The 15,524-nt window shown below is 48.9% G+C and carries 12 protein-coding genes; 3 read left to right on the top strand and 9 right to left on the bottom strand.

Going from position 1 to position 15,524, the window contains the following annotated elements; genetic code table 11:
- Positions 1–426: 426 nt before the first annotated feature.
- A complete protein-coding gene (locus CWB99_RS24625; protein WP_249331966.1) occupies positions 427–603 on the top strand; it encodes a hypothetical protein in 177 nt (58 codons plus the stop codon).
- Between the two features lie 130 nt (positions 604–733).
- Here the strand turns inward: CWB99_RS24625 and CWB99_RS16915 are convergent, their stop codons facing one another.
- Positions 734–2,176, bottom strand: a complete 1,443-nt coding sequence (locus CWB99_RS16915) for a chitinase (protein WP_138551230.1) — start codon at positions 2,174–2,176, stop codon at positions 734–736.
- Positions 2,177–2,476: 300 nt separating this feature from the next.
- On the opposite strand from CWB99_RS16915, the gene CWB99_RS16920 reads away from it, so the two are divergent.
- Entirely contained in the window at positions 2,477–3,034 is a 558-nt protein-coding gene (locus CWB99_RS16920) for a GNAT family N-acetyltransferase (protein ID WP_138551234.1), read from the top strand.
- A complete protein-coding gene (locus CWB99_RS16925) occupies positions 3,034–4,368 on the top strand; it encodes an NAD(P)/FAD-dependent oxidoreductase (protein ID WP_138551229.1) in 1,335 nt (444 codons plus the stop codon). The genes CWB99_RS16920 and CWB99_RS16925 overlap by 1 nt, the downstream gene beginning before the upstream one ends.
- Before the next feature lie 386 nt (positions 4,369–4,754).
- On the opposite strand, the gene CWB99_RS16930 is transcribed toward CWB99_RS16925, so the two are convergent.
- The 8 genes from CWB99_RS16930 to prpC form a co-directional block, all read right to left on the bottom strand.
- The gene (locus CWB99_RS16930) at positions 4,755–5,447 is read right to left on the bottom strand and encodes an SDR family oxidoreductase (protein ID WP_138551228.1); all 693 of its coding nucleotides are present in this window, start codon (positions 5,445–5,447) and stop codon (positions 4,755–4,757) included.
- A gap of 11 nt (positions 5,448–5,458) precedes the next feature.
- Positions 5,459–6,859 (bottom strand): PAS domain S-box protein, encoded by a 1,401-nt coding sequence (locus CWB99_RS16935; protein WP_138551227.1) that lies wholly within the window; start codon positions 6,857–6,859, stop codon positions 5,459–5,461.
- A gap of 3 nt (positions 6,860–6,862) precedes the next feature.
- Entirely contained in the window at positions 6,863–9,244 is a 2,382-nt protein-coding gene (locus CWB99_RS16940; RefSeq protein WP_138551226.1) for a diguanylate cyclase domain-containing protein, read from the bottom strand.
- A gap of 94 nt (positions 9,245–9,338) precedes the next feature.
- A complete protein-coding gene (locus CWB99_RS16945) occupies positions 9,339–9,716 on the bottom strand; it encodes an STAS/SEC14 domain-containing protein (RefSeq protein WP_138551225.1) in 378 nt (125 codons plus the stop codon).
- A 7-nt stretch (positions 9,717–9,723) separates the two neighbouring features.
- Entirely contained in the window at positions 9,724–10,101 is a 378-nt protein-coding gene (locus tag CWB99_RS24630; protein ID WP_249331968.1) for a LysE family translocator, read from the bottom strand.
- A gap of 268 nt (positions 10,102–10,369) precedes the next feature.
- Positions 10,370–11,548, bottom strand: coding sequence for a 2-methylaconitate cis-trans isomerase PrpF (gene prpF, locus CWB99_RS16955; RefSeq protein WP_138551224.1), 1,179 nt, complete (start codon positions 11,546–11,548; stop codon positions 10,370–10,372).
- 92 nt (positions 11,549–11,640) lie between these two features.
- Positions 11,641–14,229 carry a Fe/S-dependent 2-methylisocitrate dehydratase AcnD gene (acnD, locus tag CWB99_RS16960; RefSeq protein WP_138551223.1) on the bottom strand — a complete coding sequence of 863 codons (2,589 nt, stop codon included), beginning with the start codon at positions 14,227–14,229 and terminating at the stop codon, positions 11,641–11,643.
- 98 nt (positions 14,230–14,327) lie between these two features.
- The gene (gene prpC, locus CWB99_RS16965; protein ID WP_138551222.1) at positions 14,328–15,449 is read right to left on the bottom strand and encodes a bifunctional 2-methylcitrate synthase/citrate synthase; all 1,122 of its coding nucleotides are present in this window, start codon (positions 15,447–15,449) and stop codon (positions 14,328–14,330) included.
- Positions 15,450–15,524: the final 75 nt, after the last annotated feature.

Raw genomic sequence — 15,524 nt, forward strand, 5'->3', positions numbered from 1 at the left:
AACTAACTTGAAAAACACCGAAAACCCCAAATATAAAAGACATAAACAACAAAAAAATTATTACTGAAATCTTATGAAAGTTACTCTTCATTGGGGCTCTCTTTTTCAGTGTAACTTAGTTTATTTAACAGCGCTTTCCTTAATTTAAAATTTAGGCTAACGTGAAAGTCTGTATACGTCAATCGCTTTTATCCACATTGTGGCGTTGTTTCCTAAATCATTGAACTAATTTAGTCTTGTGTGATCAGCTCGGTATAAGCGGATGGCGCATATGATACCCGAGGCTGTTATGCCGAAGTGGCAGCCAAAAAGGCGACGCTGTGATCCCACCGAGGGTGTAACGCTCAGTTGTGGGAGGGTGGACATGCTCGTAACAGCGCGGTCATTTTAACAAAGCATATAGGTAGCAGTGAGTGGAAGAAGTGTGTGAACTACCATCAACGTTCACTGGCGAAAACAGCAATATACCGGTATAAACAGCTAATGGGTGACAAACTGATCAGTCGTGAATTCAATCAGCAGCACACTGAAGCGATGATCAAAGTGAAAGTGCTCAACAGAATGGCTGGGGTAGGTATGCCTGAATATCAGGGAAACAGCTGAAATCACAGTGTTGCCTAAGCTATCTGGATTTGATCAACAAGGCCGATACCCCAACAAAAAAGCCTCCTAAAAAAAGGAGGCCATTAAGAATGAGAGAGCCTAAAAGGCCCTCAGTAAAAAACGTGATAGATTATTGCGCTGCAGGTGCCAGTTCCCAGGGTCCAGTCCCATTTGGCTCATCACCGCGAGTCCACCACTTCGCAACATACACTTTCCCATTAAAGCTGGCCTTATCGCCTTTCAGGTAAACCTTATTCGCTTCCCATGCAGCTACATTATCAACCGGAGGTTTGTCATCTGGCGGCGGCAAGTTATCAACCACTGTGACAACCGGCCACCCGGTGTGTGATCCATAGAAGTTAGTCACGCATTTTTCGTAATCGCCTTCAACAAGTGCGGAATAAGCGGTCTGATAGCCCACCAGTTTACATTCAAACGAGAACCCTCCCGGACGGTCGGCATAGTATTCCCAGTTTGCTTCCCAGTTGGTGTAAAGTACTTCACCGGCACCATCCAGATTCAAACTACCAAAGGGCGTTTGCTGCCAGCAGGTATTTTCTTCATCGCTTTCAACCGGAATGTTGTAATAATGCGACAACCCTTCCCAGTAGCGAATACGATTGACCGGCTGGCCTTTGTTTTTATTGTGATCACCACATTCGATACCGCCATTAATGACGTTGATTGTGGTGCCAAAGCCGTAGCCAATACCGGCATTCAGCTCAGTCTGAGATGGCACCCAGGTACGGTCAATCACATGTAGCATCGCCGGTTTTGGAGCCTGAGGGGTCAGGAAAAACCAAATTGCAGAGGCCAGGTTGAGCCAGGAATCGGCAACCAGGGCCGGATTATTCAGCAACACGGTCGCATCACCGTCAAACATGGCTTCAGAGAACATGCCATAGTTAAAATGGTAAGACAGTTGTTTGGCGCCACGACCAAAATATCCTTGCCCGCTCGCACATGGCCAGCGTCGGTTTTGCCAGTCATTCTGACCGCACCCAGTAGTATAACCAGGTTGCCCTTCAGACCAGCCCATTTCACGCACATGCACCAGGGCTTGCTGCCACTCTTCTAATCTCAGCGGGTTATCCGAGACATTGTCTTTGGCTATGTGGCCGCCGGTTTCCTGTGCAAAATGTGCAAACGCGGTAACAATTGATTTTTTACAAATGGCGTCCGCATTGCGACCATCCGTATAGTCACCACAAAACGCCGGAAACTTGCCTATAGCACGCAAAAAGCGCGTATAAGTGTATTCCGGTGCTGCCATTTGGGTCAGAAAATCCCACTCACTCTGACCAAATACCCGTTCTACGCGCTTTACGTTTTCGGGGTTAGAGGCGGCGCCAGGCACAATGGCGTCAACCACAGTATTGCTGCGGGTTTTTAGTGCCTGTGCCCACACGCTATACATTGGGTTTGAGGTCAGGGTAGCTTCTGCTGCCTGAAGCCCAGCCCGATCCAGTAAATAGGCACCAGAGTTGTTCGGATCTGGCTGAACATTGAGTGCCAGTGCAGGCGCGCTGATACACGCCATGACCGCCAGGCAAACGGAGTTAAGTTTTTTCATAGGACATCCTTTACATGTTGTTGTGATTCAGGTTGCGACTGTCATATCGCGCCCTGAATTAAATTGTTATCGTTCTGTTTAACAGTACGTCATCACAAATAATTGCAGCGTACGCAACCATCATTCAGACACACCATTGTCACAATTATTACCAAGATGACATCGCTGTCAACGACAGATGAACATAAAACACACTATTTTCGTACCTATTTTGTACAGTTTTTTTTGAACGCCTTTGTTTTCAATTAATAAATGCTGCAAAATGACTACTCAGTAAATGACACTAGGCAGTAGCGCATGATTTCTATCCTTCCTCTCGATACCTCCCATTATCAGGCGGTCATCGACCTCGGCAATCTGGTCCACGGGGACAATTACCTCGATATGGCGGGTATTAAAATGATGCACCAACGGGGCACCAAAAATGATTTGAATGCCTCATTTGTGGCGATCGACGAGTCGCAACAGGTGGTTGGGTTCAGAACTTCCTATAGCGCAGGCCAGTGGCCTATAGACAAGTGGTGCTCACCTGCACTGTGGCCAGTTGATGAGGAGCACATGGCATACTTTAAGTGTATAGCCATTCACCCTGATGCGCAGGGACAGGGGATTGGACCTAAGTTACTCAACGCATCTGTCGAGGTATTGAAACAACAAGGCGCACAAGCCGGGGTCTCCCATCTGTGGATGCAAAGCCCGGGCAACGGAGCCGTGAAATACTTCACTAAAGCGGGTGGAAAGCTCGTTAAAGTTCACGATGATCGCTGGTTAGATCTGACCTTATATGAGGGATATCGCTGCACGCTTTGCGATACTGAATGCCATTGCCAGGCTGCTGAAATGGTACTGGAGTTCTGATGCAAACTTTCGATCCCCTAAGTGCAGCCCATTGTCAGGGTCAGGAATTCGCGCCAAGTTACTGGGCCGCAACACAGCCCCTGCCAACAGCAAACCCCGCACCCGAAACATCTGAACACTTTGATGTAGCCATCATTGGTGGCGGATTCAGTGGGTTATTAAGTGCTTACTATCTGGCCAAAAACTATCAGCAAAAAGTGTGTGTACTGGAAGCCAACCAGGTTGGCTTTGGCGCCAGTGCGCGTAATGCTGGGTTTGCACTGCCCGGCTCGGGACGGCTTGGTTATGGCGATTATGCAAAACGTTGGGGGCTAGACGTTAGCCGTGGCATTTACGATGAGTTTCAGGGTGGCGTTAACCGAGTTAGATCGCTCATTGATGAACACAAAATCGACTGTGACGCACAGGCATCGGGTTATCTGAAAATAGCGCATAATGCTCAGGCTTATGCCAACTTGCAAAGTGCTGCGCGGTTTATCTCAGATAATTTTGGCGGTGAAAGTAGTCAACTGCTCAGCAGGGCAGAACTCGACGCGCAGTTTATGCTGAATCACCACGCTCATGGTGCCATGCGTTATGAGAATGGCTTTGGTTTGCACCCGCTCAAACTCCTGCTCGGCTATCGTGACATGGCTATTAAAGCCGGTGTAACCTTGTTTGAACAAAGCCTGGTCAGCAAGGTTAAACACGGTCAGCGTCACACGCTGAGTGTAAACGATCAGGAAATCAGTGCAGATAAGCTGCTTTATACTGGAAATGCTTATAACAACAAACACAGCCATCCTTTGATCGATAACCGCTACCTGCCTATCCTCAGCAGTATCTTTGTAACACGCCCGCTCAGCGAGGATGAGCTAAAGCAAACAGGTCTGAGGACACATCAGGTGGTAATGGATACGCGCAGGCTAAAATATTATTATCGGCTGCTGCCAGATCACCGCCTGCTGTTTGGCGGACGAGGCGCAGTATTTGCCAAAGATCAGCACAAAACCAAGTATCTGACTCACCTTAAAACAGCACTGGCCGAGTGTTTTCCATGCCTCAAAGGTATACCACATGATTATTACTGGCACGGTTATATTGCCGCGGCACTGGACGATATGCCCCATGTCTTTTTTGAGGACAATGTGGGATATATTTTGGGTTACTGTGGCTCAGGCGTATCATTTAGCTCCCAGGCTGCCTACCGGTTGGCACAACTGGCAATGAAAGATACCGTGCCTGATTTACCCCTGTTCCAGCGGCCTTTGCCCAGGATCCCCTTTCCTCAGCTTCGTCGCTTCGGGCAATTGGGTTACTATCATCTGGCGCAAGTACAGGATAAGTTCTCATAACAGTTATTGACAAAACATCAACACAAGGTTAATTTTGAATTGCGAAATTTTTTCGCTAAGGAAAACACAAAAACCATTTGGAGATACAATAACAATGTTAAAGCTAAACAAAAAACCACTAAAAAGCTTATCTCATAAACAACTGCAGCATGCAGAGAAAAACACACCACATGTTGCAGGTGGTACAGGCACAACAAGCTGGACTTGTCCTGGTTCAAGCCCATGTCAGGATAAATTTGAGTAATATTATCCAGTGTCAGTAGCTGGCAGCGCATCAAGCCCAGCTACTTTTAATTCATTTTACACAAAGCTCCCTCTGCGAGGCCAGTTCAAACATCACCGTATTACGTCAAATCAATGACTAGGTATTAAATCAAGCATACTTGCTACCAAGGTATCGCGAGCCCTTGATAGTCGTAAAAACCGCCACTTTGCGCCTCATGTAATTCATCAAGAACATGTTTAAGCCCTTGTGCAGACTCCTCTGCCGAGATGAGCGCATTGGGCCCACCCATATCGGTTTTAACCCAACCCGGATGCAGCGCCACGGTTTTTATTCCTTCAGGTAACAGGTCATTGGAGAGACTCTTGATCACCGAATTTAACGCCGCTTTTGAACTGCGATAGATGTATCCGCCCCCTTTCGTGTTGTTGGTCATACTACCGACTTTGGATGAGAGCACCGCAAAGGTCTTTAACTTACCCAGTCTTAGTTGCGGGGTGAGTGCCTCTGCCAATTTTAACGGTGCAATCACATTAACTTCCATAACACGCTTCCACTGTTCTACATCACAGTCGCCAAACGCATAACCTTTCGGACCGTAGACACCGGCATTGTTTATCACCAAATCAATGGGCACATCACTAAGCGATGCGGCGAGTTTTGTCATTTGCGCATAGTTAGTGATATCCAGCGCGACTATCTGTAAATGGCTAAACTGCTGCTCCAGCTGCCACAATGCGTCGGCAGATTGCGGCGCTCTGCAGCTTGCCAATACTCTCCAGCCCTGCTCAAGATACAGCTTAACTAGCGCAAGCCCAATGCCGCGATTTGCACCTGTGATAAAAAGTGTATTCATAAATGACTACCCTATGCCTGATTGCAAAAACGGAGCGTGAATTGCGTTGGGTGCCTATTATTAATACTTAACGATGCGCTTATTTGCTCACTCAACAACTGCACCAAAATCAGCCCCAGCGTTTTGCTTTCTTCTACCACAAAGCTATCAGGAATTCCAACTCCCTGATCTGAAATCTCAAGCTCAAAACACTCGCCTTCTATGCGCGACATACGAATGCTCAGCGGTCCGCTCTTTTCGTCCGGGTAGGCATGTTTAAACACATTGGAGCATAGCTCATTGATGATCAGCCCTAAGGTAATACTCACATTGATAGGCAAGCGCACGTCCTTGACGGCAAACTCCAGCCAGATCTTGCTTTTTTCAATCGCATAAGACGCAAAAAGATTTTCCAACAAAGTGTGTGTCACTTGCTCCATATCTACCAAAGAAAAGTCTTGTGATTCATACAAAGTACGGTGGATCACCGCCATAGACTTAATGCGATTCTGACACTCTAACAGTACATTCTGTGCACGTTCATCCGTCATGGTTTCCGACTGAATACCGATCAGGCTGTCAATTATTTGAAGGTTGTTTTTTACTCTATGGTGGATCTCAGAAAGCAGCATTTCTTTCTCTTTCAGCGCCTTCATTATTGCCTCTTCCTGCTGTTTACGCTCAGTGATATCCACCACTGACGCCAGGATCATCAAGCCTTGCTCTGTCTGAATTGGGTTTAAACCAATCTCCAATGGAATTTCTCTGCCGCTTTTATGTATCCCATACAAATCGCGACCATGGCCCATGGCCCTCGCCTCAGGATACTCATAATAATGTTCTCGCAAATGTGGGTGCATATCTCTGAATCGCTCAGGCACTAAAATGCTGACGGGCTGGCCCACCAACTCCTCCCGGCCAAAACCGAAGATCCTTTCAACTGTAGAATTAACCAGTACAATATCACCCACTTTGTCTGTTAATATCATCCCGTTTGGCGCAGCTTCTACCGCCAAAGACATGATCTGCTCCGCACGTTTACGAGAAGTAATATCGACCACCGCTGCAAGTACCCAGGTTCCCCTGTCCGTTTCAATTGGGTTCAACCCAATTTCAACCGGGAACTCCAGACCACTTTTGTGTAACCCATATAAATCACGCCCTTTACCCATTGCTCTTGTCGTCGGTTGGCAAAAATAACTCTGCCGTTGCATTGGGTGTGAATGAGCAAATCGCGTTGGTACCAAGCACTCTATCGACTGACCAATCAATTCCTCTCTGTTATAACCAAACATGGTTTCGACGGACTGGTTGACCAATACAATCAATCCCTGCTCATCGATCATCACCATGCCATTGGGAGAAGCTTCTACTGCCAGCTCCATAATTTGTTCGGCATTCTGTTGTTCTGCGTGTCGTATGGGATGTTCCATTGACTACCCCGTTATTTGCGCTTCATCACGTGCAGGCGGTACGCTAATTTGGTAGAAGCGACAACCTAAAGCTTGTAGCAGCGAAACCTGAACCGGTGCAATATTACCGCAGACAATTATTGGAATGTTAAATAGCTGACAAAAAGCCAAAAGTGCTTTTATCGCCGTCTGTTGCTTCTCATTGCCATTGACGTATTCAGTCAATGCGACAGCCAACTTGATGTAATCAGGCGGCTGCTCTGTGAAGCTATCAAAGCAGATGCTGCCTCGCCCAAATCCGGCAAGTATGCAACGGACTCCCAATGTACGTAGTGCCCCTAATACAGATATCACCTCAGCACGCTCACCCGGTTGAAACTCCAAGTACTCAATTAATATCTGCGATGCTTCAATATGGTGTTGCGTGCAAAGAGCGTCTAACGTCATAACAAAACCAGGATCTCGTAGTTGGCGACTGTCTACAACAAGTGCCTGATGTACCCCTTTACGTGAGACCACTTGCATCATAAACCGGCACAATACAGCGTGATTAAACAAGTCAAGAACATCCAGATCTAAAGCCAACTCAAGTAATTCATCAACAAGCAACACCGAGCCATCCGCCTGCTCCCAAACAATGCTGTTTACCTCATATAAAACGTGCCTATCAATAAACCCCAGAACGCAGTCTGTCTTCATATCCAACTGATGCGCGTTTAAGGCCGATAGATAAGATTCTTTACGTACTTGTGCCTGCTCCAGCATATGTTGGAGCCGTTCATCAAAGTAGCTAATTTTACACTTACCCTTGTGTTTGGCGCTGTACATGGCCACATCCGCTTTCTCAATCAATTCATCGGCATCTAACGCATCTTTTGGATACAGGCTGACACCAATGCTGGCTCCCACGCCTACTCTTTGTTCACCAACCTGAACCGGTTTTGCTATCCATGACAATAACTTATCAGCCAGTCGCTCACACACTCTCCCATCTTTTATTCCTTCTAAAACAAGAATAAATTCATCGCCACCAAACCGCGCAACGGTATCGCAAGTTCTAACCCGAGATTCGATACGCTGTGCTACCGTCTCCAGTACTTTGTCACCCATTTGGTGACCAAAGCTATCGTTAACTTGCTTAAACCCATCCAGGTCGATGAACATCACTGCTACCATGGTATTGTCTTGTTGAGCCGTGACTAACGCTTTACCGAGCCTGGAAACCAGCAAAGTTCTATTAGGCAGCCCGGTAAGTGGGTCGTAATAAGCAATTCTGGAGAGTTCATCATTTGCGCTTTTCAACGCTGATACATCGGCAACCATCATGACATAGTCGCAATGATGATCATCACAGTTCAGGCTACTAACGTGGATCTGAAAAAAACGCGGGGGTGCAGAGTCAGAGTTAAATTCAAGATTGCCCTGCCACCCCCCCTGTTGGGCCAGCTGTTGCCAAAGCTCATGTTCGGGGTCCAGTGGCAGACAAGGCACCCGCGTGCCTGTTAACTCTGAACGAGGTTGTCCAACTAGTTGGGCAAATGCCCAATTACAGGATTCAATTTCAAACTGACGGTTAAATATCACCACCCCTTCGGCGGAGCTTTCAAAAATACTACTGGCCTGTTTAAGCTTCGCTTCTACCTGATGACGACCAGTCACATCCTGCAATACACCTACAAGCCGGGTAATGCGATTGCTCTGGTCCATCTGAGCGCGTCCATATAACCTGTACCATTGTTGCTCAGCACTCTTTACGTCGCTAACATTCAGTTCTTTTTGCAATCTGAACTCAGTTTCGACCTCTAGTACTTCCCCCTGCTTAAGCCGCTCTAGTGCTTGCTCAACCGCAGTTAAGTCTCGCTTATCAACCCGAGCTAGAAAACTCTGCCAGCTCGAGTGCGTTTGCAGCGTGCCATCCGTACTTTTTTCAATCAGTAGCTCCTGAGTGCCTTCAATCGAGACCCAGCTGGTCAAGTCACCTGCGGCAAGCGCCATAGATAGATCTTCTTCATTCTGACGTTGTACCTGTTCTGTCTCGTAGCGCTGAAGTGCTACCTGAATTGATGCATTGAGTTCACGTTCAGAAAAAGGCTTAAGCAAGTAACCGTAAGGTTTCGTAATTTTAGCCTTGTTGATAGTACTGGCCTCTGAATTGGCCGTCAGAAAAATAATTGGAATGTTATATTTCTTATTCAAGACACTAGCAAGTTCTATCCCGTCCATTGGCCCTTTAATATGTATATCCATCAGGATCAGGTCGGGAAGCCACTGCTCAATTGAGGCAAGCGCCTTTTCTGCGCTGGATGCCATTCCTGTGACAACGTACCCGAACTTGCTCAGGCGGCGTTTAATATCAAACGCCACTATACTTTCGTCTTCAACGATCAATATTTTCTCACCCGCCATCCCCGCTCCAACTCAATTCCAATACTAAATAGTACAATTGAAGTGTAGAAGAGAGTGAGAAAACGACCAATGACAAAGCAACATTAAAAATAATTTATTCGCAAAGCCAGCTCAGTGCGGCACCTTTTTCTTCAAAGTAGCGCGACTCCCCGTTTACAAACCAGTTTCCGACCTTGGCAGCCAGTTTTTGCCAACGGCTGTTTCCTAATACCGCTATTTTATAAAAGTCATGGCTGTGGCGCAGTGCCAGTGCTACATCGTCCCAGGCTGCATGCAGCTCCCAGCCCTCAAATTCAGTGACGTCGACCAGTACCCTGATTTGCTGCCCGGCTGCCGCTCTCAGCGCGCTGTCAATCACAGCCTTAATAGTCATATAATCTGCATGACTAACCTTACCGAGCGCTTTAAAACTCATTAAAAGACCGCCATTCAGGCGTTCGGTATCAACAGAGATAGAATGAAAGCGCTCCATAGCAGCCTCAGCTCAGGATATGTGTGGTACTTATCCAAACTAGCAGAGAGGTTAACAAAAAGGCAAAAAATAAACGCAAAATACGCAACTGTTTGGGGGTTTTAATAAAACGGTGTAATACCCCACCAAACACCAGCCACAGGCTATCCACTAAAATGGCAATTGCAAAACACGTTATCGCCGCCAATACAGCCCCCATCACAGGGCTCGCATCAGGCACGCTATTGTTGGCAAAAATGGCAATACAGGCTGCGTACGCTTTTGGGTTAAGCAAATTCAGAATAAAGCCATCCCGAAAACCCACTTCTCCCCCAGACACGTCAGATAAACCACTGCGATTAGTCGCAATTTTATAGGCGACATAAAACAGGTAGGCGATGGCCACGCACTGAGATTCGGATAGCTTAACAACAGCGCCCCAAGCCCCGTTGCAGCCGCAATAATTGCTACTAACAGCCCCAGCAGAATACCGGATAAAAATGGCACTCCACGGCGCACACCTGAGCTGGCACCAACAGCGGCCAATGCTAAGGGGGCAGGACCTGGCGAGCCAAGCAACAACGCAGTGGTCAGAGCAATAGAAAATAACGCTTCATACATCTTTTTCGTTCCTTAAAAAACAAGGCCCGGATTAACCGGGCCAATTTTCATCACTAAATTTGTTCTTGCGGGACTCGAACATGCCCCTCCATCACCACTCGGGCGCTGCGGCTCATCACCGCTTTTTTTGCCAGCCAGCGACCATTTGCCAGTTCGGCTTCTGCGCCCACTTTCAAAGTGCCCGAAGGATGGCCAAAAGTAACGCTGTTGCGCTCACCACCGCCTGCCGCCAGGTTCACCAATGTACCGGGGATAGCAGCAGCCGTGGCAATTGCCACTGCGGCCGTGCCCATCATGGCATGGTGCAGCTTACCCATGGACAGGGCCCGAACAGACAGGTCAATGTCCTGCTGCGAAATGGCTTTGCCACTGGATGCGGTATACGCCTTAGCACCGCATACAAAGGCAATTTTAGGGGTGTGCTGACGCACCTTGGCTTCGTCAATGTGTTCAATCAGGCCCATTTTTACGGCACCGTAAGCGCGGATCTGTTCAAATCGGGCCAATGCTGCGTCGTCACCATTGATCGCTTCTTGCAGTTCCACACCGGTGTAACCTAAGTCTTCCGCGCGGAAAAACAAGGTTGGGATCCCGGCATTGATCATAGTTACATCAAACGTTCCAATCTCCGGCACTTCCAGTTGGTCGACCAGGTTGCCACTTGGGAACATATCTGCATCGCCGTCGGCCGGGTCTATAAATTCCACCACCACTTCGGCGGCTGGAAAAGTCACGCCATCAAGCTCAAAGTCGCCACTTTCCTGCACTTCGCCATTCGCCATAGGCACATGAGCGATAATGGTTTTTTCAATGTTTGCCTGCCAGATCCGTACTACAGCAATGCCGTTTTCGGGTATTCTGCTGGCATCTACCAGGCCGTTGCTAATGGCAAAAGCACCCACCGCTGCGGTCAGATTGCCACAGTTGCCACTCCAGTCGATAAAGGGTTTGTCTATCGCGACCTGGCCAAACAAATAGTCGACATCATGGTCCGCTTTATCACTTTTCGACAAGATCACGGTTTTGCTGGTACTGGAGGTTGCCCCACCCATACCATCGGTTTGCTTGGCATAAGGATCCGGGCTGCCAATTACGCGCAGCAGCAGTCTGTCGCGCGCTTCACCCGGCACTTGTGCCGCCTCGGGCAGTGAGCTGAGATTAAAAAACACACCTTTGGAGGTGCCACCGCGCATATAGGTCGCCGGCACACGTAGTTGAGGTTTGAAAGTCATAGTTTTCATCCTAAGTAGCAGAGTGAACACCCTTTGCGGGTGCACTCTGCTCAGACAGGCTCCACAGTTAGTGCGGAGCAAGAATGCAGTGGTTAAGCGTTTGCTTCCAGAAAGTCTTTGGCAAAGCGCTGTAGCACGCCACCGGCTTCGTAAATAGACACTTCTTCTTCTGTGTCCAGACGACACAACACAGGCACTTCTAGCTGCACGCCATTGCTGCGATGGATGATCAGATTCAGCGTAGCGCCTGGTGTGCGTGTGCCTTCGACATCGTAGGTTTCAGTACCATCGAGCTCCAGCGTTTTACGCGTTGTACCATTTTGGAACTCCAGCGGTAACACGCCCATGCCAATCAGATTGGTACGGTGAATACGCTCAAAGCCTTCAGCCACAATCACTTCTACACCGGCTAAACGCACGCCTTTGGCTGCCCAGTCGCGAGACGAGCCCTGACCATAATCGGCACCGGCTACGATGATCAGCGGTTGTTTACGCTCCATATAGGTTTCGATGGCTTCCCACATGCGAGTGACTTTGCCTTCTGGCTCAAGACGCGCCAGTGAACCCTGCTTCACTTCACCGTTTTCCAACACCATTTCATTAAGGAGTTTGGGGTTAGCAAAGGTAGCACGTTGCGCCGTTAAGTGGTCGCCACGGTGGGTTGCATACGAGTTAAAGTCTTCTTCGGGCAAGCCCATTTTTGCCAAATATTCACCAGCGGCACTGGATGCCAGAATCGCATTTGAAGGCGACAAGTGATCTGTGGTGATGTTGTCACCCAGAATCGCCAATGGTCGCATACCTTTCATGGTGCGCTCACCTGCTAACGCGCCTTCCCAGTATGGCGGACGGCGGATATAGGTACTCATCTCACGCCACTGATAGAGCGGGTCGTTGTCTTCACCATAGTCAACGCTCAGATCAAACATAGGTTCGTAGACGGCGCGGAACTGCTCCGGTTTCACGCTCTGTGCAATGACTGCATCAATCTCTTCATCGCTTGGCCAGATGTCTTTTAACGTAACCGGGTTGCCATTCTGGTCATGACCCAGCACGCCATTTTCGATATCAAAACGCACTGTTCCGGCAATCGCATATGCCACAACCAAAGGTGGTGATGCCAGGAAAGCCTGCTTGGCATAAGGGTGGATACGACCATCAAAGTTGCGGTTGCCCGATAGGACAGCAGTTGAGTAGAGGTCGCGGTCGATCACTTCTTGCTGAATTTTTGGTTCTAATGCCCCACTCATGCCGTTACAGGTGGTACAGGCAAATGCCACGATACCAAAGCCCAGTTGCTCAAGCTCAGGCAACAACTGCGCTTCTTCCATATAAGAGCGCACCGCTTTAGAACCCGGCGCAAATGAGGTTTTAACCCACGGCTTGCGGCTCAGACCCAGTTTGTTGGCATTACGTGCCAGCAAACCGGCTGCCACCACGTTGCGCGGGTTACTGGTGTTGGTACAGCTGGTAATGGCTGCGATGATCACCGCACCGTCTGGCATTTCGCCCTCACGCTGCTCATAATCTGCCACAATGCCTTGCTTGGCCAAGTCTGCTGTCGCAACACGGCGATGCGGGTTTGACGGACCGGCCAGGTTACGGCCAACCGAAGATAAATCGAATTTCAGCACACGCTCGTACTGAGCGCCTGTCATGGCATCGGCCCATAAACCAGTGTGCTTGGCATATTGCTCAACCAGCTTGATTTGCTCGTCATCACGACCGGTCAGGCGCAGATAATCAATGGTTTGCTGGTCAATATAGAACATGGCGGCCGTGGCGCCATACTCAGGTGTCATGTTCGAAATGGTTGCCCGGTCACCCAAAGACAAGCCCTCGCAGCCTTCGCCGAAGAACTCAAGGTACGAAGAAACCACGCGCTCCTGACGTAAAAATTCCGTGATGGCCAGCACGATATCCGTGGCGGTGATCCCCGGCTGACGTTTGCCAACCAGCTCTACACCCACGATATCTGGCAGGCGCATATATGAAGCACGACCCAGCATCACGCTTTCGGCTTCAAGACCCCCTACACCCACAGCAATTACGCCCAGTGCATCAACGTGCGGGGTATGGCTGTCGGTTCCAACCAGGGTATCCGGGAATGCCACGCCATCACGCGCCTGGATAACCGGCGACATTTTCTCCAGATTGATCTGGTGCAAAATACCATTGCCCGGCGGGATCACATCAACGTTTTTAAAGGCTGTTTTGGTCCAGTTAATAAAGTGGAAGCGGTCGTCGTTACGGCGGTCTTCAATCGCCCGGTTTTTCTCAAAGGCATTTTCTTCGTAGCCCGCATGCTCGACGGCCAGGCTATGATCAACGATCAGCTGAGTTGGTACCACCGGGTTTACTTTGGCAGGATCGCCGCCTTTTTCAGCAATGGCATCACGCAAACCGGCCAGATCTACCAGGGCCGTCTGGCCCAGGATGTCATGACAGACCACACGTGCCGGAAACCAGGGGAAGTCCAGGTCGCGACGACGCTCAATTATTTGGGCCAGATAATCGTTGAGTTTTTCAGGCTCGGCGCGGCGCACCAGGTTTTCTGCCAGAACTTTAGAGGTATAAGGTAAGCCATCATACGCTCCAGGCTTGATGGCTTCGACCGCTTCGCGTGTGTCGTAATAACACAGCGAAGAGTCAGGTAATTTTTTGCGAAATTGGCTGTTCATAACTACTTCCAGGATTGCTCATTGGCTCAACGGCACAGATCTTTATGATTATTGTCGGTGATCTGTGCCATACAGTGACGAATGTGAACGTTCAGGTATTAACGCTCAGACATAGCTGGAACCGGACGCAGTTCCTCACCCGTATATTCCGCTGACGGGCGGATGATACGGTTGTCTGCTCTTTGCTCCATCACGTGGCCTGCCCAACCAGTCAGGCGCGACATCACGAAGATAGGCGTGAACAGCTTAGTTGGGATCTTCATAAAGTGATAAGCCGATGCGTGGAAGAAATCCGCATTACAGAACAGTTTCTTCTCGCGCCACATAACCGCTTCACATCGTACAGAAACCGGATAAAGTACGGTATCGCCCACATCAGCTGCCAGCTTTTCAGACCAGCCTTTGATGATTTCGTTACGCGGATCAGACTCAGAGTAGATTGCGTGACCAAAGCCCATGATCTTTTCTTTACGCTCCAGCATGCCCATCATTTCCTGCTCAGCGTGATCGGCCGACTCAAAGCGCTCAATCATTTCCATTGCCGCTTCGTTCGCCCCACCGTGCAGAGGACCACGTAATGAACCGATGGCACCTGTGATACAAGAATGCATGTCAGACAGCGTAGAAGCACACACACGTGCAGTGAAGGTCGAGGCGTTAAACTCATGCTCTGCATACAGAATAAGCGAAACGTGCATTACGCGCTCATGCAACTCGCTTGGCTTTTCGCCATGCAGCATATGCAGGAAGTGTGCGCCGATTGAGTCGTCGTCTGTTTCAACATCAACACGCACACCATCATGGCTAAAGCGATACCAGTAACAGATGATGCTTGGGAAACATGCCAGCATACGATCTGTGATGGCCTGCTGCTGTTCAAAGTCGTGCTCACCTTCAAGGTTACCCAACATAGAACAGCCGGTGCGTAATACGTCCATTGGGTGTGCATCGGCCGGAATGCGCTCCAGCACCTCTTTTAGTGCCTGTGGCAGGCCGCGCTGAGATTTTAGCATTGCCTTGTAGCTGTCCAGCTCCTGCTGGTTAGGCAATTTACCTTTTAGGATCAGATATGCGACTTCCTCAAACTGGCAATGTTCAGCCAGGTCTTTTACGTCGTATCCACGATAAGTCAGACCTGAGCCTGATACACCGACTGTTGAAAGTGCCGTTTTACCTGCAACCTGACCGCGAAGGCCCGCACCGCTTAATACTTTAGCCATTTTGTTGTCTCCTGAATTTTACCTGCTGGTTAATTTCATTGTGATAAAAGCCGCAGGAACGCGGCTTTATCTTTA

Origin of the sequence: Pseudoalteromonas rubra (assembly GCF_005887095.1) — a bacterium.
Classification (GTDB): Bacteria; Pseudomonadota; Gammaproteobacteria; order Enterobacterales; family Alteromonadaceae; genus Pseudoalteromonas; species Pseudoalteromonas rubra_E.